This is a genomic window from Streptomyces sp. NBC_01352, assembly GCF_036237295.1.
Taxonomy (GTDB): Bacteria; Actinomycetota; Actinomycetes; order Streptomycetales; family Streptomycetaceae; genus Streptomyces; species Streptomyces plumbiresistens.
This window is the reverse complement of the sequence record NZ_CP108354.1, coordinates 8495040-8518867: the sequence shown is the minus strand read 5'-3', so window position 1 is coordinate 8518867 and position 23828 is coordinate 8495040. Positions and strand designations below refer to the sequence as shown.

The following is a 23828-nucleotide window of genomic DNA, read 5'->3' as shown; positions in this document are numbered from 1 at the left end:
CTCAGCAACTGCAGCCGCAGTCGCACCCGTCGCAGCCGCAGCCGTCGTCGCCGCAGCAGTTCCCGCAGCACTCACAGCAGCTGCAGCAGTCACCGCAGCCACTGCAGTCGGTGTTGGAGCACAGTCCTTCCCGGCGCTCCCGGCTCCACGGGTCGTCGAACCCTCCGCAGCACATCTGGCAGGTACAGGCGAGCCCCATCCACACCGCGCACCCGGCGAGCAGCCCGCGCCGGTCGCGGCGGGGCGGCTCCGGGGGCAGCGGGGCCCACGGGCCGCCGGGCGGGGCGTACGGGCCGCCCGGCATCGCTCCCGTCGGCGCGGGCCCGTGCGCGCAGGAGGCGGTGCCGAAGGCCCGGTCCACGGAGGTGCGCAGCTCGTGCACGAGCAGCCGGTGCGCGAGCCTCGGGTCCGTGAAGTCGGCCTCCCGCAGCGCGAGCCGTATCCCGTGCACGGCGTCGTCGGCGAGCCGCCGGGCCTCGGTGAGGGGCGTCCCGGTCGCGGTGAGCGGGTTCCAGGCACCCGACGCGGCGTCAGCCTCCTTGTCCTCCACGGCGTCCAGGAGATGCGCGAGCCGCCCGAAGAGCCGCCCGGCCTCGGCGAGCGGTTCGGCGTTGCCCGGCCGGCCGGCGAGGACCGCGGTGTGGGCGAAGGCGGCGGCGGTCGCGGTCTCGGTGGGTTCGGTGACCGTGAGCAAGGGTGTTCCGAGCCCGGCCAGCGCCTCGATGCCGACCTGCCGGTCCACGGCGTCGACGAGCAGGGCGGTGTCGAACCCGACGTCCGAGCCGGTCCGCTCCCCGGCCCGCCCCCAGCTCGCGGCGACCCGGCGCGCGGCGAGCGCCACCGGTTTGCGGGCCAGCAGCCCGTCCTTGTCGGCGACATGGTCGCGCACCTTGGCCGAGGCGAGCACCAGCGAGACGGCGGCCGCGAGCCGCGCCCCCTCACCGTGCGCGACGGAAGCGCTACGCATTCCGCGCAGCGGACACGGCCCCGCCGTGCGCCGCCCGCCACCGGCCTTCTCGGCCTGAGCCTCCGTCAGAACGGATATCAGCAAGCCGTCGTAGTTCGTGACGACCCTCGCGAACTGTCCGTGGTCCTTGCGCAGCGCGAGGCACAGCCCGCACAAATGCGCCATCCACTGGGTTTTGAGACTCTCCGAGAGCCTGTGACGGCACGGCCTGACGATTCCGAACACGACGATCCCCCGTGGTACGTACGACGTTGAACTGCGGTGAGCTGCGGCATCGTACCGATCGCCGCGTTCACCCGTACGCACCGCCCATCACCCATACGCCGTGAAGAATCATATTTCACTCACAGTCAGCAGCCGTTTGCGGAACGACCCTTGGGACACACGGACTCTCGACGGATTCGCTGTGCACCAGTACCGTCACAAACCCCCCGCGCGGCGTCTATCCACTTGGCGCGACGTCCGCATCATGGATGACCATAGGGATGCGGAAAGCAGAAAAGACCGCTGTGAGAGGAGGCGTCCATGGGATCGGTACGCAAGGCAAGTGCCTGGCTTGGCCTCGTCGACGACAACGATGACGAGCGTTACTACGACGACGACTACTCCGAAGGGACCGAGCAGCCCGGGGATGCCTGGGTCACCGACCCGCGGGTCAAGGTGGCCTCGGACGTCGCCGAGGAGAAGGGCCGCCGGATCGGTACGGTCACCCCGGACAGCTTCCGGGATGCCCGCGCCATCGGCGAACTGTTCCGCGAAGGCGTCCCGGTCATCATGAACCTCACGGCCATGGAGGCCGCCGACGCCAAGCGCGTCGTCGACTTCGCGGCCGGGCTGATCTTCGGCCTGCGTGGTTCGATCGAGCGCGTGTCCACCAGAGTGTTCCTGCTGACCCCCGCCAACACGGAGATCGTGAACGGCGACCCGGCCGCGCACCGCACGGACGGCTTCTTCAACCAGAGCTGAGGCAGGGCCGCTCACCGGCCCTGCCGCTGCTGGGGGAATTCAGCGGAAGGCGTCGAGCCCGGTGAGCGCCTTGCCCAGCACGAGCTGGTGCATCTCGACGGTGCCCTCGTAGGTGAGCACCGACTCGAGGTTCGTCGCGTGCCGCATCACGGGGTATTCCAGCGAGATCCCGTTGGCACCGAGGATGGTCCGGGCCGTACGGCAGATGTCGATGGCCTCGCGGACGTTGTTGAGCTTGCCGAAGCTGACCTGCTCGGGACGCAGGCGGCCGGCATCCATACGACGCCCCAGGTGATGGGCGAGCAGAATCCCCTTGTGCAGCTCGACCGCCATGTCGGCCAGCTTGGCCTGGGTCAGCTGGAAGCCGCCGATCGGCCGCCCGAACTGCTCCCGCGTCTTCGCGTAGTCGACCGCGGTCTCGAAGCAGCTGCGGGCCGCGCCCATGGCTCCCCAGACGATGCCGTAGCGGGCGTGGGACAGACAGCTGAGCGGGCCCTTGAGCCCTGCCCCCTCCGGCAGTACGGCGTCGGCGGGCAGCCGTACGTCGTCGAGCAGGAGCTCACTGGTGACGGAGGCGCGCAGCGACCACTTGTGCTTGATCTCCGGGGCGGCGAACCCGGCGCTGTCGGTCGGGACGACGAACCCCCGGATCCCGTCCTCGGTCTGCGCCCACACCACGGCCACCCCGGCCACGGACCCGTTGGTGATCCACATCTTGCGGCCGTTGAGCACCCAGTCGCTGCCGTCGCGCTTGGCGTACGTCCGCATCGAGGCGGGGTCGGAGCCGTGGTCGGGCTCGGTCAGTCCGAAGCACCCGATGACCTCACCGGAGGCCATGCGCGGGAGCCAGCCCTGCTTCTGCTCCTCGCTCCCGAACCGGTGAACGGCGTACATGGCGAGGGACCCCTGCACCGACACCAGCGACCGGATCCCGGAATCGGCGGCCTCCAGCTCCAGACAGGCCAGCCCGTACTGCACGGCGCTCGCACCGGCGCACCCGTACCCGCTGAGCGACATCCCGAGCGCCCCGATCCCGCCCAGCTCCCGCGCGAGCTCCCGGATCCCGGGCAGCTCCCCGCTCTCGAACCACTCGGCGACATACGGCAGCACACGATCACCGGCCCACGCCCGCACGGTCTCCCTGATCGCCAGGTCCTCGGGCGCGAGCAGGTCATCGATACCGAGGGGGTCGGCGGGGTCGAACGAAGCCATGAGCACGTCCTCTCAAAACTAGCACCGCTAGTTACATATCCGACCCTGACGTTACGACGCAGTGTCCCGCACGTCCAGGACATCCCCCACCCACGCACCACCCGTGACAGCCAGCTGAAATGGTGAACGTCGCCAGTGGGGGTACTACGGCAGGCGACCCGCGGCCGCCGACGGCGGTCCACCCCCACGGGAGAGCTCACCTCTCAAGGTGACAGTCACGGGCGGTGCGTGGGTGGGAGAAGCACTTCGTCAGGCGGAGACGCGGGAGTCCGCAACCTCCCGAGGCGCAGGTACCTCCACGGCCCCGGCCCCGACCTCCCCGCACTGCATGACCCGCGGCAACCGCAACGCCATCACCGCGCCCAGCAGCAACAACCCCGCGCTCACCAGCAACGTCACATGCAGCCCGAACACGAAACAGTCCTGAGCCGTCCGACGCAGGGCCACCCCGGCCGACCCCCCGAGCCGCTCGGACACCTCGTACGCCTCGCCCAGCGAATGCCCCGCAGACGCCGCCGCCGACGCCGGAACACCCGGCACCGACGACAGCCCGGGCGCGTACGCCGCGTTCATCACGCTGCCGAGCAGCGCGATCCCGATGCCGGCACCGAGCTGGTACGAGGTCTCCCCGATCGCCGCCGCCCCACCCGCCTGCTCCGGCGGAGCCTCGCTGAGCATCGACTCGTACGCCCCGAAGAGAGTCGTCTCCAGGCCGAAGCCCAGCAGCACGAACCCGAACAGCATCAGAGGCGGGTTGTCCTCGCCGCCCATCGCCGTCAGCAGCACCACGGCCACCGCCGTCAGCAGGAAACCGCAGCTCACCATCCGACGCGGTCCGAACCGCCGTAGCAGCCGCGCACCCGCAAGCCCCGCCGCCATCGCGGCGACGGTCAGCGGCAGCAGCCGCAGCCCGGTCTCCAGCGGAGACAGGCCCAGCACCAGCTGCAGATACTGCGCCGCGATCAGCTCGAGGCCGACCAGCGCGAGCATCGCCAGCACGATGCAGCCCACCGACGTGCTGAACGCCGGCCGGGCGAACATCCGCAGGTCCACCAGCGGATGCGCCCGGCGCCGCTGACGCCGTACGAAAAGAACGATCAGCGCCGCGCCCACGACCACCGGCACCACCGTGAACGGGCCGAGCTCCCCGCTCCCGAGCCGCTTCACGCCCAGCACCAGGCAGAACAGCCCGGCCGCCGCCGTCAGCGCGCCGACCACGTCCCAGGGCCCGCGCCCGTCGCCCTTCGACTCGGGCAGGAACAATCGCCCGATCGGCAGGCTGACCAGCATCAGCGGGATGTTGACGAGGAACACCGAACCCCACCAGAAGTGCTCGAGCAGGAAGCCGCCGAGCAGCGGACCCACCGCCGCACCGACCGCCGCCACCGCACTCCAGATGCCGATCGCGAGCGCCCGCTCACGCCGGTCGGGAAAGACCTGGCGGAGGATCGAGAGCGTCGCCGGCATGATCATCGCGCCGCCGACGCCGAGCAGCGCCCGCGCCACGATCAGCACCTGGGCGGTGTCGGCGAGGGCTGCCATGGCGGAGGCGACGCCGAAGAGCGCGTATCCGAGGAGCAGGATCCGTCTGCGGCCGACGCGGTCGCCGAGCGTGCCGAAGAGGATCAGCAGCGAGGCGCAGACGAGGGGATAGATGTCGACGATCCAGAGCAGCTCTATCGCGCCGGGCTTGAGGTCCTCGGTGACGGCGGGGACCGCCACGTGCAGCACGGTCGCGTCGAGAGCGACGAGGAGCAGGCTGGCACACAGCACCACAAGGACGACCCAGCGGTTGGCACCGGCCCCGGCCGCCCGACGGCGCAGCGCAGCGGCCGTGGTCGTCCCGGACATGTACGTACCTCCCAGATGTTCCTCGCTTCGGCGGGCTCACGGGGTGGGGACTCCCCATGACTCGGCCGGAGAGGAGCGGTGGTCTCCGGCCCGCGCAACGGTGGCGAGTGACACGTCAGCGTACGCGAGTTCGTGCCGGTACCAAGTGGCGGACCTCTCAGAGGTTGCACGGAACGCGTGTGGCGTGCACCACTTCTCTCCCCCTCACTCCCCTATCGACCACGCCCCGGCCGGACCCCCGGTTCCGCACGCCGTCGATAATCGAGCCCGTGACCGATCTTGAAACGCGCGCGGCCCCGCCCGTCGCCCCGAGCCTGCGCCGGGCGGCTCCGGCGCTGCTCGGCTACGCGGCCGTACGCGCCCTGGGGCTGCTCACGCTGGCCCTGTGGAGCGCGGCGCGCGACAAGAGCGCGTACACGCTGCTGACGGCCCGCTGGGACGCCCTGTGGTACACGAGGGTGGCCGAGCTGGGCTACGGCTACGAGGTACGCCTGCCGAACGGCGACGTCCACTCGAACCTCGCGTTCTTCCCGCTGCTGCCGTGGCTGGAGCGGCTGCTGGCCGCCGCGACCCCGCTGTCGTACGCCGACGCGGGCTTCGCCGTCGCGTTGCTCGCCTCGGTGGCGGCGGCCTGGGGCATCTTCGCGGTCGCCGATCATGTCCACGGCCGCCGGGCGGGGGTCTGTGCGGTGCTCGTGTGGGCCGTCCTCCCCGTCGGGATCGTGCAGTCGATGGCGTACAGCGAGTCACTGTTCACGGCCCTGGCCGCCTGGTCGCTGTACGCGGTCCTGACCGGCCGCTGGGTGACGGCCGGCACCCTGGCGCTGCTGGCGGGCCTGACCCGCCCGGTGGGCCTCGCGGTCGTCGCGGCGGTGTGGGCGGCCGCCGTCGCCTCGTACGTCCGGGAACGCGGCCCGGCGCGACCGGACGGCGCCCACCCCGAAGAACGCGCCCCGAGCGCGCGCCGAGCCCTCGGCATGCTCCTCGCCCCCCTCGGCGCCGCCGGCTACGTCCTGTGGGTCGGCCACCACACGGGCAAGGGCCCCCTCGGTTACCTCGACGTCCAGGCCGGGTGGCGCAACGGCTTCGACGGCGGCCAGGCCTTCGCCCGCTTCGTCGCCGACAAGTTCACGTCGTTTCCCTCGGCCCTGGCGGGCGTGGGGCTGATCGTCGGGGTCGGGCTGCTCGTTTGGCTGTACGTCGTCTGTGTACGACAGCGCCAACCGCTCCCGCTCCTGGTGTACGCGGGGATCGTCACCGCCCTCGCCCTGTGCGCGTCGAGCTACTTCGGCTCGAAACCGCGCCTGCTGATGCCCGCCTTCCCCCTGCTGCTGCCCCTCGCCCTGGCCCTGGCCCGGCTGCGTACGCCCAGGTCAGCCGTGGTGCTCGGGACGATCGCCGTGGCGTCGTCCCTGTACGGGGCCTTCTGGCTGAACGGCTCCGGTCCGCCGTGACCGACTCCGGAGCGCGATGAGCGTCCGGAGAATTCCACCCCATGATTTGGTGAACGAATTCATAAGCTGAATAAAACCGCAACCCAGAATGATCAAAGGAATTGAAGGGCGCCGCCCGTCGACATTGCGGAATCCCTGGAAATAAACCTCTCGCTGAGAGGAATCCCACATCACATCGTCATCACAAAGCCGCTGATTCGCCGGGGAACTGAGCTCACTCGCTGTAACGTCGATTGGGTGCGTACCGAACGAAACCTCACCCGTCTGGACCGGGTGTTCGCGAGGCTGGACCGGGAGCCGGAACGGCCGGCTCATATCGACGTGCCGAAGATGAGCCGTCACCGGGTCGCGCTGCTCGCCGGAACCCTGGCCTTCTACCTGGCGATCGTGTGGCTCGTCGTGATCACGTCCTGGCTGGTCCGTCTCGACTGGCAGGTCATGTTCTTCCGCCCGTACCAGCAGTGGGCCGAGATCCACTGGTTCGTCGACTACTACGTCGTACTCGGCCAGCGCGGCCCGACCGCGGTGATGATCGCGTCCTGGCTGGCCTGGCGCTCCTGGCGGCAGCACACCCTGCGCCCGATGCTGACCCTGGCCACCTCCCTGCTGCTGCTGAACATCACGGTCGGCGCCGCCAAGATCGGCATGGGAAGACTCGGGCCGCACTACGCGACCACCATCGGCTCGAACGAGATGGGTCTGGGCGGCGATATATTTCCCAGCGGCCACACCGCCAACGCCGTGGTGACCTGGGGAATCCTGGCCTATCTGGCTTCCACCCCGAGAGCGCGCCGCTGGTTGTCCGCCCTGTCCGCGGTGACCTCGCTGGGCGTCGGCATGGCCACGGTCTACCTCGGTACGCACTGGCTGAGCGACGTACTCCTCGGCTGGGTCGCGGGCCTGCTGGTCCTGCTGGCGCTGCCGTGGTTCGAGCCGCTGATCGCCCGCGCCGAGGACCAGATCTTCGACCTGCGCGACCGCTGGCGGGCCCGCGGCAGCAGGACGGCACCGGCGCCCCTGTCGCCCGTCGAGACCCCCGTACGGCTCAAGCCGCGCCCGGCCTCCCAGAACGAGACCGCGGCCCGCGCCGCGGCACCCCGAGCGCCCGTCTACCTGGCCCCCGGCCCGCACACGACCCGCTCGGAACGCACCCCGGTCACCCCGGTCGGCAGCCGCCGCCCGCCCCAGACGGACCGCACCGCACGCGGTACGGCCTCCACAGCCCGTCCCCTGACAGGCGGCTGACCCGCGACAGCAGCGGGGCCGGTACGCACGCCCCACCCCGCACGGCGACGGCCTCGGCTCCGGAGAAGGAGCCGAGGCCGTCGTCGTCGAGTCGAGGGGTCAGCCCTTCCAGGCCCGGGCCACCTGCCCGTCCTTCACCTCGAAGTTCAGCCGCCCCACGCGGTACTCCATGGTGATGATCGCCCCCGGCGGCAGCGAGCGCACCGTCGACCACCCGCGCTCGCGCGCGAGCCGTTCGGCCCGGTCGGCGTCGAGGCCGACATAGGCGTCCGGACTGTCTTCGGGTTCGGCGGGAGGAGTCGGAATCTGTGCCATACGGCCACGCTAGGCCCTGTCCGACGACCGGGGAAGTCCGGGCTGAGCACCGGCGTCACGCGTCCCTCTCCGGTCACGCTTCTGTCACAGAATCACGACACTCGTTTTGGCCCAACTCCGTCACACGTACGAGCGGTTTCCTGGTCCTTCCGCAGGTAATCGAACGCAATTCCCGCGTGTCGCGAGGGACGCGGGAAAAGACCCGTGGAAAGTTCCGGAAGTACCGTTCCCGACCCCTTTCCCCCGCTCGATTCCGCAGGGGCCCGCGGGTGCTGACACCACATAAGAAATACACGGTTCCAGCACAGAACCCCCGCACGCCCCCTGTCGGAGCACGCGACGGCGCGAGCATCATGACGTGAGCTCGCGGGTACGCGTGGCGCGGGCTTCAGCGGGCCCGGGGCAGGGCGAGCGAAGGGGCGAGCGAGCGATGGGGACGCAGACCGCGCAGGCGACGGCACGACCCGTGCGGAGCGAGCGGCACGGCCAGGTGGTCGTCGACTGGCTGACCACCACCGACCACAAGAAGATCGGCCATCTCTACCTGATCACGTCGTTCGCGTTCTTTCTGATCGCCGGCGTGATGGCGCTGCTGATGCGTGCCGAACTCGCCCGGCCCGGTCTGCAGATCGTGGACAACCAGCAGTTCAACCAGCTCTTCACGATGCACGGCACGATCATGCTGCTGCTGTTCGCGACCCCCAGCTTCGCGGGCTTCGCCAATGAGCTGATGCCGTTGCAGATCGGCGCGCCCGACGTCGCCTTCCCGCGGCTGAACATGCTGTCGTACTGGCTGTTCCTCTTCGGCGGCCTGATCGTGCTCGGCTCGCTCGCGGTGCCGTCCGGTCCGGCCGCCTTCGGCTGGTTCGCCTACGCGCCGCTCAACGACTCCGTGCACTCCCCCGGCATCGGTCCCGACCTGTGGATCATGGGCCTGGCGCTGGCCGGTTTCGGCACGATCCTCGGCGCGGTCAACTTCATCACCACGATCATCGGGATGCGGGCCCCCGGCATGACGATGTTCCGGATGCCGATCTTCGTCTGGAACACCCTGTTCACGTCGATCCTGATCCTGATGGCGTTCCCCGTACTCGCTGCCGCGCTGCTGGTCCTGGAGGCGGACCGGCGGTTCGGCTCGCAGGTCTTCGACGCGGGCAACGGCGGGGCGCTCCTGTGGCAGCACCTGTTCTGGTTCTTCGGACATCCCGAGGTCTACATCATCGCGCTGCCGTTCTTCGGCATCATCACGGAGATCATCCCGGTCTTCAGCCGCAAGCCGATGTTCGGTTACCTGACGCTGGTCGCGGCCACGATGTCGATCACCGGTCTGTCGATGGTGGTGTGGGCGCACCACATGTTCGCCACCGGCGCGGTGCTGCTGCCCTTCTTCTCGTTCATGAGCTTCCTGATCGCGGTGCCGACCGGCGTGAAGTTCTTCAACTGGACCGGGACCATGCTCAAGGGCTCGCTGTCCTTCGAGACGCCGATGCTGTGGGCGACCGGCTTCCTGGTGTCGTTCCTGTTCGGCGGCCTGACCGGAGTGATCCTGGCCTCGCCGCCGCTGGACTTCCACGTCACGGACACGTACTTCGTGGTCGCGCACTTCCACTACGTCGTCTTCGGCACGGTCGTCTTCGCGACCTTCGCCGGCTTCTACTTCTGGTGGCCGAAGTTCACCGGCAAGCTGCTCGACGAACGGCTCGGCAAGATCCAGTTCTGGACGCTGTTCGTCGGCTTCCACACCACGTTCCTGGTGCAGCACTGGCTGGGCGCGGAGGGCATGCCCCGCCGGTACGCCGACTACCTCGCCGCAGACGGCTTCACCGCGCTCAACACGCTCTCGACGATCGGCGCCTTCCTGCTCGGCATCTCCACGCTGCCGTTCCTCTACAACGTCTGGAAGACCGCCAAGTACGGCCGGAAGGTCGAGGTCGACGACCCCTGGGGCTTCGGCCGCTCCCTGGAGTGGGCGACCTCCTGCCCGCCGCCCCGGCACAACTTCAACACGCTGCCCCGGATCCGCTCCGAGTCCCCGGCGTTCGATCTGCATCATCCGGAGTACGCGGCCCTGACTCCGCAGCCCGAGCCAAAGAGCGAGCAAGCCGGTCGCGAGCCGTCCTGATCGCCTCGGTCAGCTCCGAGGGCTCCAGCACCTCGAACTCGAAACCCAGCATCATCAGGTGGAGCACCATCACGTCGAGGCTCGCGGCTCCGGTGCGCAGGACGCAGCTGGCTTCGTCGGAGGCCTCCAGCGTCCCCGCGGAGGGCGAGATCCGCTCGGCGGCCTCCTCCATCGGCACGAGCAGCCGGATGACCGCGTGCGAGGCGTACGCGCGCGTGGAGACGCCTGTGGAGACGTAGGCGGCCAGGTCCTCCGCGGGCGGCTCGCGTGGCTCGAAGCGCGGGCCGTGCGGCGGCTTGGGGGTGATGCGGTCGACGCGGAACGTACGCCAGTCCTCGCGGTCGAGGTCCCAGGCGACCAGGTACCAGCGGCGCTCGCTGCACACCAGGCGGTGCGGTTCGACGCTGCGGCGGGTCGGGGCGCCCTCGTGATCGCGGTACTCGAAGCGCAGCCGCTCGGTGTCCCGGCAGAGGTTGGCGAGTTCGGTGAGGACGGCCGGGTCGACGGACGAGGGCAGGGGGCCGCGCAGCATCGGCACGGTGAAGGCGTTCAGGGCGCTCACCCGGCGGCGCAGCCTGCCCGGCAGGACCTGCTCCAGCTTGGCGAGGGCGCGGACCGAGGTCTCGCCGATGCCGTCGATGCCCTGCCCGGCGGCCGTGCGCAGCCCCACGGCGACCGCCACGGCCTCGTCGTCGTCCAGGAGCAGCGGCGGCAGCTCGGCGCCCGCGCCCAGCTGGTAGCCGCCACCGGTGCCGGGGCTGGCGTTGACGGGATAGCCCAGCTCACGCAGCCGGTCCACGTCCCGGCGCACGGTGCGCGGGGTGACGCCGAGGCGGTCGGCCAGATCGGGGCCGGACCATTCGCGGTGGGCCTGGAGCAGCGAGAGCAGGCGCAGCAGTCGTGCCGAGGTCTCCAACATGGGGCCGAGTCTGCCAGCGATCGCGGACAGCTGCTGTCCGCAAGTGCCTCAGGAACCGACCGGGCTCACGGACACCGACAGGTCGTTGTCCCGCGTGTAGTACGGCCCCGCCTCCACCGGCCCGTCCGGCGTCTGCACGCGCGCGCGTGGATAGGTGAACACGGGCTTCTTGTCGGCGACGTCGTCGAGCAGCCGTGCGATCCGTACCCGGGGCCCGGCCTCGCCGCCGGGCCTGAGCCACAGGTCCCAGACGCCGGGCTCCAGACGCGCGTACGCCACCGAGAAGCCGAACTTGGTCCGGTCGACGGAGACTTCGGTACGCCGGGCGGGGTCCGGGCGGTGCCGGCCGCGCAGTTCGGCGTACGCGTTTGGGGCGAAGTCCGTGCCGTACACCCGCCCCTGGACCGTCAACGCGGCGCTGGAGACGCGCAGTTCGCCCACCTCGGCGTGCGGGGCGCGCAGCCAGCTGCGGACCGTGAGGTTGCCCTGCCGGGTGGCGTACGGGATGCGGACGGCGACGTGGCCGCGGGAGGCGCTCGGGATGCGGGCGGCGAGCGAGCTCAGGTCGGTGGCGCCCGGAGCAAGGCGCTGCGGCTCGCTCCCGGTCACGCGGGCGTAGGCGTCCCAGCGGCCCTCGGGCAGGGCGACGGTGCTGGGCAGGGCGGCCCGCAGCCGGCCGTCCGCGACCGGCGTCAGCGGCAGACCGATCTCCTCGTCCGCGTCGCGCCGACGCAGCACCAGATGCGCCACACCACTCGCTCCACGCGCGGTGACGTCGAAGGTCAGTCCGCCCGCGGAGTCGGCGACGCAGTCGGCACACAGCGGTGCGACCCGAGGAGCGGGCATCGTCATGCGACGGCGATCCTCCTTTGGATCAGTACTGCCCGGTTAGACCACCGAACGGACACTTTGGTTGCCTGTCACGGCCGATACGGCAGCTGCGGAACGTCGAAACACGTGCTGTCCATGTCCCCCTGGGACACCCATCCCCGGCCGTCCTCCCAGCTGGCCACCGACAGACAGGTCCGGCGGGTCTTCGGCGGCTCGGCACGCCGCTCGAACACCACGGGGGCGAGCAGCCCGTCCGCGGTGTACTCCTCGCCGCGGTTCATGAAAGCGTCCACGCACGCGCGCGTGACGCCGGTTTCGGGGCAGGACCGTGCCGCGTCCGTGAACCACATCGCGGCCGCCCAGCCCTCCAGCTGCCACTGCGAGTGCGTCTTGAGGCCCTTCGTGGCGTCCCTGAACTCCCGTACGGCCTCATGGCCGGTGTCCTCGTGGTTGCGGCTGGACGCGGTCGCCCAGAGGGCGTTGCGGCAGCGCGGGGCGTCCTTGTAGTCCTCGGGGACGGTGGACGTCCAGTTCTGTACGTTCGTGACCTTGGCGGTGACCTCAACGCCCGCGTCGTCCATCGCCTCGCACAGCCGGGCGTTGCCGTGGCTGTCGATGGCGTCGAAGACGAGGTCGACGCCCTGCTCCTTCAAGTCGGCCGCCACGGCACGGAAGTTGGGCAGCGCGAAGTCGACCTGCTCGGTCACCACCTGGTAGCCCTCGGTCTTCAGCCCCCGCTCGACGAGCGAGGCGTAGGCGGCGGACGCGGCCTGGTTGTAGGAGACGACGGCGGCCGTCCGGGCGCCGTGCTCGCGCTTGAAGTAGCGGTAGACCTCGGTGCCGCCGTACTGCTCGCCGTCCCAGCCGGTCGTGCCGTCGCGGGGCGCGAGGCTGCCGTAGATGCCGTAGAGGTGCGGCCAGGTGTCGTAGGCGGCGCCGATGGGCTGGCCCCCGATGTCGGGCACGCGCGCGCGTGCGACGCGGGAGGCGCCCGCGTAGTCGAGGGCGGTGGTGGCGACCAGGGCGACGACCTTGTCCTCGTCGATCAGCTTGTGCACGCAGGTGTTGTTGCCGACGCCGCTGCCGCCGTCGTCGCACAGCCGTACCTCGACCGGGCGGCCGTCGATGCCCCCGCGCGCGTTGAGGCGGTCGAAGTAGGCCTTGGCGCCGTCGCGCGGGCCGGTGAAGGCGTTGCCGCCGACCGGGCTGGTGGCGCTGGTGATGATGCCGACGCGGAGGGGGCTGCCGTCCCGCTGCGCGGGCGTCGGCGTCCGGCCGCCGTGCTCGAAGTCGCTCTCCGGGAGGCGGCTGCCGCAGGCCGTACTCAGGAGGAGCAGCAGGCCCGCGACGGCCGTCTCAGCAGCCCGGGCCCGGCGAGGCATTGCCGCTCAGGCCGACCAGCCCGCACAGCGTCTTGACGGAGACCTTCCACACGTCGTCCTGCTCGACGGCCGTGCCGGCGGCGTCGGGCATGACCGTGGCGCCCTTCAGGGTGAGGGTGTACGTCACGTTCGCCTCGGTCGGCGAGGTGAACTCGACCTTGCCGACCTTGGCCTCCACCTGCCCGCCGCGCTCGTCGCCGCTGAAGCTGTCGAGGACCTGGGTCATCCGGTCGCCGTTCTCCAGGACGGCCCGCTTGTCCGCGACCGGGACGGCCGGATCGAAGAACTTCACCCAGTTCTGCTTGATCTCCCGCTCGGCCGCCGCGGGGTCGTCCGGCGCGGTCGGGCTCGGCTCCGCACTGGTGGAGGTCTCCACCGAGGGCGAGGGCGGAGCGGTGTCGTCGCCGCCGCTGTCGTCCGAGCACGCTGTGAGGGCCGAGGCGAGGAGGAACACCACCGCCACCAGCCCTCGGCTGACGTTCCCCCGCCTGAGGTCGCTCCCGAGAACCATCTGGCTCACCACCGGGTGTCGGTCCGGGCCGTGGGCGCCCGGTGCTTTCAGGGTCAGCTTCCAGAAGGCATAGTGCAAGCCATCGGCTGACATGGACAGACACATGACGTGGGAGCCTGAGATGCGGACAGCCCGACTGCGGACCGTTCACCCCGTCCTGTGGGCCGGCTGGGCCGCGCTCGCCGCGGGCGCGGTGCTGTGCGTCCTCGGCTGGTACGGCGTCTCGGGCGAGCGGTACGCCGAACGCCAACTGCCCTATCTCGCCTCCTGCACGGTCCCCGGCGCCGCCCTGATCATCGCGGGGGCGGTCCTCCTCACCCACGGCCGCAACGCCCTGGCCGCGGCCCGCGTGGAGGAGCTGTACGGCCTCCTGGTGACCGCCGAGCCCGCCGGCCCCGAGGAGTCCGGGCAGACCGTGACGGCGCCCCTGGCGGTCAGCGGGGACCTCCTGATGGTGCCCGGCGGCACGCTGTGGCACCGCGCGGACTGCCCGCTGGTGGCGGGGAAGGCGGAGGCCGTGCCGGTCGACTCCAAGCTGGTGGCGAGCGGCGAGCTGGGCCCCTGCCCCATCTGCGAGCCCGCCGAAGAAACCGACTGATGTCCTCCCTGACGTACGACCTCACACTCGCCGGTCTCTCGGTCGGCAGCGCCGCCGCCCTCACCGGGATCGGCCTGATCGTGACGTACCGCGCGACCGGCGTGCTCAACTTCGCGCACGGCGCGATCGCGATGGTGTGCGCGTACGTGCTGCGGCAGTGCGTGGTCGAGTGGGGCTGGCCGCTGTGGGCGGGGGCGGCGGCCACGCTGCTGGTGCTGGCGCCTGCCCTGGGCATGGCGTTGGAGCGTTTCGTCTTCCGGCCGCTGGCGGTGCTGGGGAGCGACCCGGCGCAGACGCTGGTCGCCTCCATCGGCGTGTTCGTGCTGCTGGTGGGTGGGGCCGCGCTGGTGTGGGGGCAGGGCGCGCGGGACGACGCTCCGGAGCTGGTGTCGGCGGACCCGTGGGGGCAGCTGGCGGTGGTTCTGGTGCTGGCCGTCGGCGTGGGTACGGTGATCCGCTGGACGCGCTTCGGGCGGGAGCTGCGGGCCGTGGTGGACGACCGGCGGCTCGCCGTGCTCGGCGGGATCGACGCGGACCGGGTGGCCGCCGCGGGCTGGGCGTTCGGCTCGTTCACGGCGGGTCTGACGGGCGTGCTGCTGGCGCCCTACGTACGCCTGGACCCGTACGGTCTGCCGCTGCTGGTCATGGAGGTGGTGGCGGTCGCGGTGGCCGCGCGGATGCGCAGCCTGCCGGTCGCGGTCGTGGTGGCCCTCGGCATCGGGGTGGCGCAGAGCCAGCTGACGCGACTGCACCCCTCGGGCCGGCTCGAACCGCTGCTTCAGGCGGTCGGCGCGAACCTCTTCGTGGTGGCCCTGCTGATCGCGGCGCTGGCGCTCCCCCGCATCGGCACGCGCGACGCGCTGCCGCGCACGGCCACCGCGCGCGTGCCGACGCCGCCGGGCGTCTGGACAGTGGCCGCCGTGCTGTTCCTGCTGCCGCTCGGCTTCGCGGGCTCGGACCTCCATACGGCGGTCCAGGTGCCGGCGCTGGGCGTGGTGCTGCTGTCCCTGGTGGTGGTCACCGGCCGCGGCGGCCAGATCTCGCTGGGGCAGGCGGCGTACGCGGGCCTGGGCGCGCTCTTCACGGCCCTGCTGGCGGCCGGGCGCTTCCCGGGACTGCCCCGGCTCCCCGAACTGGCCGCGCTGGCCGTGGCGGTGGTCCTGGTCGCCCCCCTGGGCCTGCTGACGGGCTGGCCGGCGATCAGCCGCCGGGGCCTGGCCCTGGCGCTCGCGACCTTCGCGGTGGGCGTCGGGGTGAGCCGCTTCGTCTTCGCCCAGCCGTACGCCGTCTCCGGGCTGTCGCTGGGCCGCCCGGCCGGCTTCGACGGCGACCGCGCGTACTACGTCCTGGAACTGCTCCTGCTGGCGGCCGCGCTGCTCGCGACGCACGCCCTGCGCAGGGGCCGCACGGGCCGGGCCCTCGCCGCCATGCGCGACCACGAGGCGGGTGCGTCGGCTGCGGGCGTCCGGGTGCCGTCCCTGAAGCTCCTCGCCTTCGTCGCGGGCGCCGCGCTCGCCGCGCTCGGCGGCGGCATGCTCGGCATGGGCCTGCGCGCCTTCGACCCCGGTGCCTACGACCCCGTCCGGGGCCTGCTCTGGTTCGCCGCGGTCGTCGTCCTGGGCGCCGACAGCACCCTGGGCGCCCTGGCCGCGGCGGCGCTGCTGGTGGGCCTCGACGCGGGCGCCCGGGGCGGGGTGGCGGCGGCGCTGATCGGGGTACTGGCGGTCCTGGTCGGCCGCTTCCCCGGGGGACCGTACGAGGCGCTGCGGACGGCGGCGGAGCGGCTGCGGCTGCGGCGGGGGGCGGCGCTGACCCCGCTCGGGGAGCGGGTACGGGCGCGGCTGCGGCCCGTGGAGCGACGGGCCGCGGCCGCCGACGGCGCTCCGCCCCCACCAGGGCCACCCGCACCCGACCACGAAAGCCGCACGGGTGGTGCGGGTGGGAACCCCAACGCGGTCGCAGGCCGCGTGCCCACCCACGCACCCGCACCCACCCTCACCGCCCGCCACCTCCACGCCCGCTACGACGGCTTCACCGCCCTCGACGGCGTCGACCTCGACGTCCCCCACGGCCGGATCACCGCGATCGTCGGTCCCAACGGCGCCGGAAAGAGCACCCTGTTCCACTGCCTCGCCGGAACGCACCGCCCCTCGCACGGCCAGGTCCTGCTGGGCGGGCGGGACATCACCCGGCTCACCGCACACGCACGCACCCGGCTCGGCATCGCCCGCACCTTCCAGCAACTGGCCGTGTTCCCGTCGCTGACCGTGGCCGAGAACGTTCAAGTGGGTGCGGAGCAGGGACGTGTCACCGATGCCGGCGCCGCGGAGCGGGCACTCAGGCTGCTCGGACTCGACGGACCGGTCCGCGCGCTGCCCGCCGCCGACCTGCCGACCGGCACCCTGCGCCGCGTCGAACTGGCCAGGGCCCTGGCGGGCGCTCCCCGCGTGCTGCTGCTCGACGAACCCGCCGCCGGCCTGGACACCGCCGAAGTCGCCGCGCTCACCAAGGTCCTGAAGGCTCTCGCCTCCGACGGCACCGCCCTGCTCGTCGTCGAGCACGACCTGGACCTGGTCGCCGACCTCGCCGACGTCGTGCACGTGATGACGGCGGGCCGGATCGTCGCCTCGGGCCCGCCCGCCCGCGTCCTCGACGCCCTCGGCGCCCAGGAGGCCCCCGCATGACGGTGGCCCTGGAACTGCGCCACGCGCGCGTGCGCTACGGCCCCTTGGAGGCCCTGCACGGCGTCACCCTCGCCGCCCCGGGCCCCGGCCTCACCGTCCTGCTGGGCCGCAACGGCTCCGGCCGTACGACCGTCCTGCGCGCGCTGGCCGGAACCGTGCCGCTGTCCGGTGGCGCGGTGCTCTGGGACGGCACCGACGTGACCCGTGTACCGGCGTTCGAGCGGGCCCGCCGCGGCCTCTGTCTGGTCCCCGAACGGCAGGCGGTGTTCGCCTCCCTCACCGTGCGCGAGAACCTGGAGCTCGCGGCACCGGCCCACGACACCGCCCTGGACGCCTATCCGCAGCTCGCACCCCTGCTCGATCGTCGCGCCGGCACCCTCTCCGGCGGCGAGCAGCGCATGCTCGCGCTCTCCCGCGCCCTGCTGGCACGCGCGCGCGTGGTGCTCGTCGACGAGCCCGCGCAGGGCATGTCCCCCGCGGTCGCGGCCCGCACCTACGCGCTGCTGGCCTCGCTCGACGCGTGCGTGGTCGTCGCCGAGCAGCGGCTGCCGCCCGTCCTGCACGACCGGGCGGCGGTCGTGTACGAACTGCGTCGCGGGAGCGTGCTGTTCAGCGGAGAGGCAGCGGAGTTCCGGAGGCGGGAAGCGGCGGACCGAACAGCGCGGCGACGCGGGCCGAGCCCTTCGGGATGACCAGCGGCGTGCCGACCTCCAGCCGGTCCGGAGAGCGGCCGATCAGTCCTTGGTGGCCCGGTACAGCGCCCGCCAGCCGCCCTCGACGCCGTACTGGCGGGCGATCGCGGAGAGGGTGTCGTTGGTCTTCACCGTGTGCATACGGCCCCTGAGCCCGTACTTCTTGGAGCAGACCGGCCAGGCCCCCCAGCCCTGCACGGCCACCACCTTCTGGGCGACGGCGATCTGTTCCTTCCGGGTGGCGAGATCCGCGCGCGGGGCGTACTTCAGGCCGCCGAACTCCTTCCAGGTGGGCTGCCCGAACTGGAGCCCTCCGTAGTGGCCGTTTCCGGTGTTGGCGTTCCAGCGTCCGCCGCTCTCGCACTCGGCGATGCAGCCCCAGGGCCACTGGTCCGCGGCGCACTCGTAGGGCGCGCGCTTCAGGAGCGGTCCGGGAGCCGGTGACGGCGGTGCCGCGTACGCGACCCCGCAAGCGAGGGTGGAGACGAGGGCGGCGAGCAGGGCCGTGGCCAGAGCGAGCTTGATCGGCTTCGGGTGCATCGGCCCACGCTAGGCGGCCCGTGCCGTACGCCCGTCGCGGCGCGTCCGGTGCGCCCAGGAGCCCCACCCGGTCGGCGGACCGGGCGGGGCCCCGTACCCGGGGAGGGGGAGCGGCTCAGAGGTCGAGGCGCTGCCCGGGCACGATCACGTCGGGATCGCCGCCGACGACGGCCTTGTTGGCGGCGAAGAGCCGCTGCCAGGTGGTCCCGTGCCGGGCGGCGATGCCACTGAGCGTGTCGCCCGCGCGGACGGTGTAGTCACCGCGGGACGAGCCGCGGGACGTGCTCGGCGTCGAGCGCTCCGGCGCCTTCGACGAAGCCGAATCGGTGGCGGCCGACCCCGAGGCCGACTTCGAGGTCGACCCGGATCCCGATTCCGACCCGGAGGCCGAGCCGGCCGCGGGAGCCGCCGGTGCGCTCCCGGACGCTCCGGCCCGCGCCGAGCAGGTGGGCCACGCGCCCCAGCCCTGGGCCTGCTGGACCTTGGTGGCGACGGTGATCTGCTGGGACCTGGTCGCCTGGTCGGCGGTCGGGGCGTAGGCCGTGCCGCCGTACCCGCGCCAGGTGGAGGCGGAGAACTGGAGTCCTCCGTAGTAGCCGTTTCCGGTGTTGATGTGCCAGTTGCCGCCGCTCTCGCACTGGGCGATGCGGTCCCACACCCCGCCGTCGGCCGCCGCGGCGTTGCCGGTCGCGGCCAGCAGCCCGAGCGGGGCGAGCAGTGCCGCCCCGGCGAGGACCGCCGTCGTACGGGTCTTACGAACGTTGTCGCGAGTGGTATCGGCACATTCGGACATGAAGTTCCCCCTCCACGGACCCGGGGTCCCCCAAGGCGGGGCGCGACGCCTGCGTGTCGTACGCCGTCGTCGTGCTCCGCCCCGTCCGCCGGAGGCTGTGAAGCGAGCAGGCGTCGAGGACGCGTGCGGCCGGCGGACGAACCCGAGCGGTGCTCGTTGCACACGGCGGAGGAATGTAGAGAGGGTGACCGCCCGGTATCAACCAACTGCCTGTCACTCCAGGCCAGTTCGCCGTTACCTTGGGTATCGGCGACTTTCGGCCACCCACTTCATTCGCCGATTTCCTGATTTGTCGACCAGTCGCCTCTATGATCTGTGACCCACTTCACCGAACCAACTTCCTTGGATATCCGAGGAATTGACGGTGAGTGCCGGATTGCGCACCAAAGGTGACCCTGCGCTGTGGATGGTTCGATTCCGTTCGCCCTGGGGCGTGACTCCCGCCACAGATCGCCCGTTGTCTTCTTCATGAGCCCGGGACCCACCCGGTTCACGGGCCGGGAGCCACCCGGCCCCGCCACGCACCACATCCCGAGGGAGCCACCGTGCCGCGCATGCTCGACGTCAGCGACGAGGTACGCGCCGAGATCGGCGACGAAGAGGCCGACCGGCTGCTCGCCGGAGAGAACGCCCCCGGCAGTTACGACTGCACGTCCTGCCGTACCCAGGGCGACTCCGAGCAGGAGCGCACCAGCACCGTCCTGTTCATCGGCGACGAGACCGCCGTCCTCGCCTTCGCCCACGCCACCTGTCTGCCCTCCCAGGTCGTCCAGGTCACCGAGGAACAGCTCCAGGGCGCGGTGAAGTCCATCACCGGCGACACGGTCGACCTGGAGCCCGACAAGATCGCACCCGAGCAGGCGGTGCTCGGCGTGACCAGCGGACTCGTCCTGATCGCCGGGGAGTTGCATCCGGCGCTGGTGGTCGAGCCGACCGCGCCGATCGTGCGGCCCGGGGCGACGGGGGCCGGCGACGACTTCCTGCCGCTGCTCATCGAGCAGGGGTTCATGCCGCTGACGACGATCGACTCCACGCCGTCCGTGCTGCACGGGTGGTCGGTGCTGCTGGCCGTGGGGCAGCTGCACGCGGTGCTCCAGCCGTCGCCGAACGGCGGGCAGCCGGTGGCGTGGTGGCAGGCGCACCAGCCGCTTCAGGTCACGGAGAGCTGGCGGGCCGCCGCCAACAAGCACCAGCAGGTGCTGATGTTCGCCGCGCCGGTGGGGTCCATCGGGCGGCAGCCCCGGGAGGACCTGCTGCGGGACGCGCTGGACAAGGCGGCGGCCAACGGGAAGTTGGTCGCGGCCGCGATGCCGCTTGCGGGGACGTGAGCCCACGCGGCGCAGCCGCACATCGATGCGGCCCCGCGCCTCTGAAGGCCTGATGCACAACCGCATCTCTTCAAGTGCGGGGTCGTTTGGACATACGTGCACACCTACGATGTTCCCCGCCGCCAGTTCCCGTCGCTCCCCTCCGCGCGAGTGGCTCAGGATCCTTCGGGCGGCCCCTCGGCCACGCCGATCTACGACGCGCTCTACGCCGAGTACGTCAAGTCGTTCCGTTCGCTGCCGGGTGATCGCAGCGGCGAGGACGAACTGGGTTTCACCGCCTTCGGGAACATCCCGCACAGCACGGGCTCGTTCAGCAACTCGTACAGCGCCTACAGCGCGGGGGCCTACAGCGCCCGCCAGCAGTCGCAGTGGCAGCGCGTCGGGCAGATCGGCCAGATCGGGCAGCAGCACAGCACCGGGATGCAGCACGTTCCGGCGGCGCTGCCGCCGGGGCCGCGCAGAGGCGTCTGAGAGATGAGGAAGGGCGGCCCCGGTGGGGGCCGCCCTTCCTCATGCGTGCGTCACTTCTTCTTGCCGCGCTTCTCGCGCACCCGCACCGAGATGTGGATCGGGGTGCCCTCGAAGGCGAACTCCTCGCGCAGGCGGCGCTCGATGAAGCGCCGGTAGCCCGCCTCGATGAAGCCGGAGGCGAAGAGCACGAACCGCGGGGGCTTGGTGCCGGCCTGCGTGCCGAACAGGATGCGCGGCTGCTTGCCGCCCCGGACGGGGTGCGGGTGGGCGGCGACCAGCTCGCCGAGGAAGGCGTTCAGGCGGCCCGTGGGGACGCGGGTCTCCCAGCCGGCCAGCGCCGTCTCGATCGCCGGGACCAGCTTCTCCATGTGGCGCCCGGTGCGCGCCGAGACGTTCACCCGCGGCGCCCAGGCGACCTGGGCGAGCTCGGTCTCGATCTCGCGCTCCAGGTAGTAGCGGCGCTCCTCGTCGAGGGTGTCCCACTTGTTGAACGCGAGGACGATCGCGCGGCCCGCGTCCACGGCCATGGAGACGATGCGCTGGTCCTGGACCGAGATGGACTCGCAGGCGTCGATCAGGATGACCGCCACCTCGGCCTTCTCGACGGCGGCCGCGGTGCGCAGCGAGGCGTAGTAGTCGGCGCCCTGCTGGAGGTGGACGCGCTTGCGGATGCCCGCCGTGTCGACGAACTTCCAGGTGACGCCGCCGAGTTCGATCAGCTCGTCGACCGGGTCGCGCGTGGTGCCCGCGACCTCGTTGACGACGACGCGCTCCTCGTTCGCCACCTTGTTCAGCAGCGAGGACTTGCCGACGTTCGGCCGGCCGATGAGGGCGATGCGGCGCGGGCCGCCGACCGCGGTGCCGAAGGTCTGCTCGGGCGCCTCCGGCAGGGCCTCCAGGACGGCGTCCAGCATGTCGCCGGTGCCGCGGCCGTGCAGCGCGGAGATGGGGTGCGGCTCGCCGAGACCGAGGGCCCACAGGTAGGCCGCGTCGGCCTCGCCGCTCTGGCCGTCGACCTTGTTGGCGGCCAGCACGACGGGCTTGCCGGCCTTGCGCAGCAGTCGTACGACCGCCTCGTCGGTGTCGGTCGCGCCCACCTTGGCGTCCACGACGAACACGACCGCGTCGGCCGCCTCGATCGCGTACTCGGCCTGCGCGGCCACGGAGGCGTCGATGCCGAGGACGTCCTGCTCCCAGCCGCCGGTGTCGACGAGCTTGAAGCGGCGGCCCGCCCACTCGGCCTCGTAGGTCACGCGGTCGCGGGTGACACCGGGCTTGTCCTCGACGACGGCCTCGCGGCGGCCGATGATGCGGTTCACCAGAGTCGACTTGCCGACGTTCGGCCGGCCGACGACGGCGAGAATGGGCAGCGGCCCGTGGCCCGCCGCCTCGATGGCGCCCTCGACGTCCTCGACGTCGAAGCCCTCTTCCGCGGCGAGCTCCATGAACTCCGCGTACTCGGCGTCGCCAAGCGCTCCGTGGTCGTGCTCCTCGCCCGAGCCGTCGGAGTGGATGTGGTCGTTCATGAAGTCCGTACCTCGTTCATCGTGGTGATCGGTGGAACACCCGGTTCGTTTGTCCGGTTGGTCCACTACTCAGTGTCGCCTAGCGCCCGGTCAGGCGTCTGGCGTTTTCCAGGTGTGCGGTGAGCTGCTTCTGGATGCGTTCGGTCGCCTCGTCGAGCGCCTTGCGCGTACGCCGTCCGCTGCCGTCGCCGGCCTCGAACGGGTCGCCGAAGACCACGTCGACGCGGCTGCGCAGCGGGGGCAGCCCCTTTATCAACCGTCCGCGCCTCTCGGAACTTCCCAGTACGGCGACCGGGACGATCGGGGCGCCGCTACGTACGGCGAAGTACGCGAGCCCGGCGCGCAGTGCGGCGAAGTCCCCCTCGCCGCGGGTGCCCTCCGGGAAGATCCCGAGGACGCCACCGTTCTCCAGCACGCCCAGCGCGTGCGTGATGGCCGTCCGGTCGGTGGTGTGGCGGTCGACCTTGATCTGGCCGACGCGGGTCATGAACGGGCCGAGCAGGCCGACGAACGCCTCCTTCTTGACCAGGAAGTGCGAGGGCCGGGGCGCCACGCCGATGACCATCGGACCGTCGACGACGTGGGAGTGGTTGACCGCGAAGATCACCGGGCCGGTCGCGGGGACCTTCCAGGCGCCCAGCACGCGCGGCCTCCACAGCCCGTACATCAGGCCGACGCCGATGCGCCGCCCTACTTCGGCGCCCTTCTCCGAGGGCACGGACACAACGCTCACTTCGCGGCCCGCTTCTCCTCGACAAGCGTGACGACGCACTCGATGACCTGCGCCAGCGTGAGCTCGGTGGTGTCCACCTCGACCGCGTCGTCGGCCTTGGCCAGCGGCGAGGTCTTGCGGGTGGAGTCGGCCGCGTCCCGCTTGATCAGGGCCTCGCGGGTGGCGTTGACGTCGGCGCCCTTCAGCTCACCGCTGCGGCGGGCGGCGCGCGCCTCCGGCGAGGCGGTGAGGAAGATCTTCAGGTCGGCGTCGGGCAGCACGGTCGTACCGATGTCGCGGCCCTCGACGACGATGCCCTGCTCGGCGGTGGCCGCGATGGAGCGCTGCAGCTCGGTGATCCGGGCGCGCACCTCGGCCACCGCGCTGACCGCGCTGACCTTGGAGGTGACCTCCTGGGTGCGGATCGGGGCGGCCACGTCGGCGCCGTCGACCGTGATCGTGGGGTTGGACGGGTCGGTGCCGGAGACGATGTCGGGCTTGCCGGCCGCCGCGGCGATCGCCGACGGGTCGTCGGTGTCGATCCCGTTGTTCACCATCCACCAGGTGATCGCCCGGTACTGGGCGCCGGTGTCGAGGTAGCTCAGGCCGAGCTGGGAGGCCACGGCCTTCGACGTGCTCGACTTGCCCGTGCCGGAGGGGCCGTCAATGGCGACAATCACGGGCTGGGCGGCGCCGTTTTCCACGGGGG

General features: G+C 71.6%; 21 protein-coding genes and 1 pseudogene. 9 read left to right on the top strand and 13 right to left on the bottom strand.

What is annotated here, in order from left to right; all coding sequences use genetic code 11:
• Window position 1: 1 nt before the first annotated feature.
• Window positions 2-1192 (bottom strand): DUF5685 family protein, encoded by a 1191-nt coding sequence (locus OG252_RS39175; protein WP_329342146.1) that lies wholly within the window; start codon window positions 1190-1192, stop codon window positions 2-4.
• Window positions 1193-1492: 300 nt separating this feature from the next.
• Between OG252_RS39175 and OG252_RS39170 the strand changes: the two genes are divergently transcribed.
• Window positions 1493-1933, top strand: coding sequence for a cell division protein SepF (locus OG252_RS39170; protein WP_266442164.1), 441 nt, complete (start codon window positions 1493-1495; stop codon window positions 1931-1933).
• Between the two features lie 39 nt (window positions 1934-1972).
• Here OG252_RS39170 and OG252_RS39165 read toward each other — a convergent pair whose 3' ends face one another.
• Together OG252_RS39165 and OG252_RS39160 are read right to left on the bottom strand one after the other, a co-directional pair.
• Window positions 1973-3145 (bottom strand): acyl-CoA dehydrogenase family protein, encoded by a 1173-nt coding sequence (locus OG252_RS39165; RefSeq protein WP_266442161.1) that lies wholly within the window; start codon window positions 3143-3145, stop codon window positions 1973-1975.
• A 249-nt stretch (window positions 3146-3394) separates the two neighbouring features.
• The gene (locus OG252_RS39160; RefSeq protein WP_266442159.1) at window positions 3395-4996 is read right to left on the bottom strand and encodes an MFS transporter; all 1602 of its coding nucleotides are present in this window, start codon (window positions 4994-4996) and stop codon (window positions 3395-3397) included.
• Window positions 4997-5265: 269 nt separating this feature from the next.
• Here OG252_RS39160 and OG252_RS39155 point away from each other — a divergent pair, with 269 nt between their 5' ends.
• Both OG252_RS39155 and OG252_RS39150 read left to right on the top strand, forming a co-directional pair.
• Window positions 5266-6450 carry a mannosyltransferase family protein gene (locus OG252_RS39155; protein WP_266442157.1) on the top strand — a complete coding sequence of 395 codons (1185 nt, stop codon included), beginning with the start codon at window positions 5266-5268 and terminating at the stop codon, window positions 6448-6450.
• A gap of 237 nt (window positions 6451-6687) precedes the next feature.
• Window positions 6688-7695 (top strand): phosphatase PAP2 family protein, encoded by a 1008-nt coding sequence (locus OG252_RS39150; RefSeq protein ID WP_266442155.1) that lies wholly within the window; start codon window positions 6688-6690, stop codon window positions 7693-7695.
• Window positions 7696-7794: 99 nt separating this feature from the next.
• On the opposite strand, the gene OG252_RS39145 is transcribed toward OG252_RS39150, so the two are convergent.
• Window positions 7795-8010 carry an I78 family peptidase inhibitor gene (locus tag OG252_RS39145; protein ID WP_266442153.1) on the bottom strand — a complete coding sequence of 72 codons (216 nt, stop codon included), beginning with the start codon at window positions 8008-8010 and terminating at the stop codon, window positions 7795-7797.
• A gap of 430 nt (window positions 8011-8440) precedes the next feature.
• Here OG252_RS39145 and ctaD point away from each other — a divergent pair.
• A pseudogene (gene ctaD, locus OG252_RS39140) lies at window positions 8441-10012 on the top strand (aa3-type cytochrome oxidase subunit I); the annotation flags it as partial.
• On the opposite strand, the gene OG252_RS39135 reads toward ctaD, so the two are convergent.
• The 4 genes from OG252_RS39135 to OG252_RS39120 form a co-directional block, all read right to left on the bottom strand.
• Window positions 10011-11051 (bottom strand): helix-turn-helix transcriptional regulator, encoded by a 1041-nt coding sequence (locus OG252_RS39135; RefSeq protein WP_329342140.1) that lies wholly within the window; start codon window positions 11049-11051, stop codon window positions 10011-10013. The pseudogene ctaD and the gene OG252_RS39135 sit on opposite strands and share 2 nt — an antisense overlap.
• A gap of 48 nt (window positions 11052-11099) precedes the next feature.
• The gene (locus OG252_RS39130; RefSeq protein WP_329342138.1) at window positions 11100-11903 is read right to left on the bottom strand and encodes a hypothetical protein; all 804 of its coding nucleotides are present in this window, start codon (window positions 11901-11903) and stop codon (window positions 11100-11102) included.
• Window positions 11904-11971: 68 nt separating this feature from the next.
• Window positions 11972-13264: an ABC transporter substrate-binding protein gene (locus OG252_RS39125; RefSeq protein WP_266442146.1), complete on the bottom strand. Its 1293-nt coding sequence runs from the start codon at window positions 13262-13264 to the stop codon at window positions 11972-11974.
• Window positions 13239-13775: a hypothetical protein gene (locus tag OG252_RS39120; RefSeq protein WP_411151929.1), complete on the bottom strand. Its 537-nt coding sequence runs from the start codon at window positions 13773-13775 to the stop codon at window positions 13239-13241. Before OG252_RS39120 ends, OG252_RS39125 begins: the two co-directional genes overlap by 26 nt.
• Window positions 13776-13896: 121 nt before the next feature.
• Between OG252_RS39120 and OG252_RS39115 the strand changes: the two genes are divergently transcribed.
• From OG252_RS39115 to OG252_RS39105, 3 genes are read left to right on the top strand one after another with little or no spacing between them, the layout of a single operon-like run.
• A complete protein-coding gene (locus tag OG252_RS39115) occupies window positions 13897-14373 on the top strand; it encodes a hypothetical protein (protein WP_329345311.1) in 477 nt (158 codons plus the stop codon).
• A complete protein-coding gene (locus tag OG252_RS39110; RefSeq protein ID WP_329342135.1) occupies window positions 14373-17057 on the top strand; it encodes an ABC transporter permease subunit in 2685 nt (894 codons plus the stop codon). Before OG252_RS39115 ends, OG252_RS39110 begins: the two co-directional genes overlap by 1 nt.
• Window positions 17054-17749 carry an ABC transporter ATP-binding protein gene (locus tag OG252_RS39105; RefSeq protein ID WP_266442141.1) on the top strand — a complete coding sequence of 232 codons (696 nt, stop codon included), beginning with the start codon at window positions 17054-17056 and terminating at the stop codon, window positions 17747-17749. The genes OG252_RS39110 and OG252_RS39105 overlap by 4 nt, the downstream gene beginning before the upstream one ends.
• 42 nt (window positions 17750-17791) lie before the next feature.
• Here the strand turns inward: OG252_RS39105 and OG252_RS39100 are convergent, their stop codons facing one another.
• On the bottom strand, window positions 17792-18289 hold the full coding sequence (locus OG252_RS39100; RefSeq protein ID WP_406491888.1) for a LysM peptidoglycan-binding domain-containing protein: 498 nt from the start codon (window positions 18287-18289) through the stop codon (window positions 17792-17794).
• 115 nt (window positions 18290-18404) lie between these two features.
• A complete protein-coding gene (locus tag OG252_RS39095; RefSeq protein WP_329342132.1) occupies window positions 18405-19082 on the bottom strand; it encodes a LysM peptidoglycan-binding domain-containing protein in 678 nt (225 codons plus the stop codon).
• 545 nt (window positions 19083-19627) lie between these two features.
• Between OG252_RS39095 and OG252_RS39090 the strand changes: the two genes are divergently transcribed.
• Entirely contained in the window at window positions 19628-20410 is a 783-nt protein-coding gene (locus tag OG252_RS39090; protein WP_266442135.1) for a hypothetical protein, read from the top strand.
• A gap of 96 nt (window positions 20411-20506) precedes the next feature.
• Window positions 20507-20881: a hypothetical protein gene (locus tag OG252_RS39085; RefSeq protein ID WP_266442132.1), complete on the top strand. Its 375-nt coding sequence runs from the start codon at window positions 20507-20509 to the stop codon at window positions 20879-20881.
• 50 nt (window positions 20882-20931) lie between these two features.
• On the opposite strand, the gene der is transcribed toward OG252_RS39085, so the two are convergent.
• From der to cmk, 3 genes are all read right to left on the bottom strand, one after another.
• A complete protein-coding gene (der, locus tag OG252_RS39080; protein ID WP_266442126.1) occupies window positions 20932-22407 on the bottom strand; it encodes a ribosome biogenesis GTPase Der in 1476 nt (491 codons plus the stop codon).
• A gap of 79 nt (window positions 22408-22486) precedes the next feature.
• On the bottom strand, window positions 22487-23074 hold the full coding sequence (locus OG252_RS39075; protein ID WP_266448702.1) for a lysophospholipid acyltransferase family protein: 588 nt from the start codon (window positions 23072-23074) through the stop codon (window positions 22487-22489).
• A gap of 62 nt (window positions 23075-23136) precedes the next feature.
• Window positions 23137-23823 carry a (d)CMP kinase gene (gene cmk, locus OG252_RS39070; protein ID WP_266442123.1) on the bottom strand — a complete coding sequence of 229 codons (687 nt, stop codon included), beginning with the start codon at window positions 23821-23823 and terminating at the stop codon, window positions 23137-23139.
• Window positions 23824-23828: the final 5 nt, after the last annotated feature.

Coding starts and splice junctions, on each gene's coding strand:
- OG252_RS39165 (WP_266442161.1), bottom strand. CDS start 3,145: ATGGCTTCGTTCGACCCCGCCGACCCCCTCGGTATCGATGACCTGCTC.
- OG252_RS39105 (WP_266442141.1), top strand. CDS start 17,054: ATGACGGTGGCCCTGGAACTGCGCCACGCGCGCGTGCGCTACGGCCCC.
- OG252_RS39145 (WP_266442153.1), bottom strand. CDS start 8,010: ATGGCACAGATTCCGACTCCTCCCGCCGAACCCGAAGACAGTCCGGAC.
- OG252_RS39115 (WP_329345311.1), top strand. CDS start 13,897: ATGCGGACAGCCCGACTGCGGACCGTTCACCCCGTCCTGTGGGCCGGC.
- OG252_RS39110 (WP_329342135.1), top strand. CDS start 14,373: ATGTCCTCCCTGACGTACGACCTCACACTCGCCGGTCTCTCGGTCGGC.
- OG252_RS39095 (WP_329342132.1), bottom strand. CDS start 19,082: ATGTCCGAATGTGCCGATACCACTCGCGACAACGTTCGTAAGACCCGT.
- OG252_RS39125 (WP_266442146.1), bottom strand. CDS start 13,264: ATGCCTCGCCGGGCCCGGGCTGCTGAGACGGCCGTCGCGGGCCTGCTG.
- OG252_RS39130 (WP_329342138.1), bottom strand. CDS start 11,903: ATGACGATGCCCGCTCCTCGGGTCGCACCGCTGTGTGCCGACTGCGTC.
- OG252_RS39170 (WP_266442164.1), top strand. CDS start 1,493: ATGGGATCGGTACGCAAGGCAAGTGCCTGGCTTGGCCTCGTCGACGAC.
- OG252_RS39100 (WP_406491888.1), bottom strand. CDS start 18,289: ATGCACCCGAAGCCGATCAAGCTCGCTCTGGCCACGGCCCTGCTCGCC.
- OG252_RS39075 (WP_266448702.1), bottom strand. CDS start 23,074: ATGTACGGGCTGTGGAGGCCGCGCGTGCTGGGCGCCTGGAAGGTCCCC.
- OG252_RS39120 (WP_411151929.1), bottom strand. CDS start 13,775: ATGGTTCTCGGGAGCGACCTCAGGCGGGGGAACGTCAGCCGAGGGCTG.
- OG252_RS39160 (WP_266442159.1), bottom strand. CDS start 4,996: ATGTCCGGGACGACCACGGCCGCTGCGCTGCGCCGTCGGGCGGCCGGG.
- der (WP_266442126.1), bottom strand. CDS start 22,407: ATGAACGACCACATCCACTCCGACGGCTCGGGCGAGGAGCACGACCAC.
- OG252_RS39135 (WP_329342140.1), bottom strand. CDS start 11,051: ATGTTGGAGACCTCGGCACGACTGCTGCGCCTGCTCTCGCTGCTCCAG.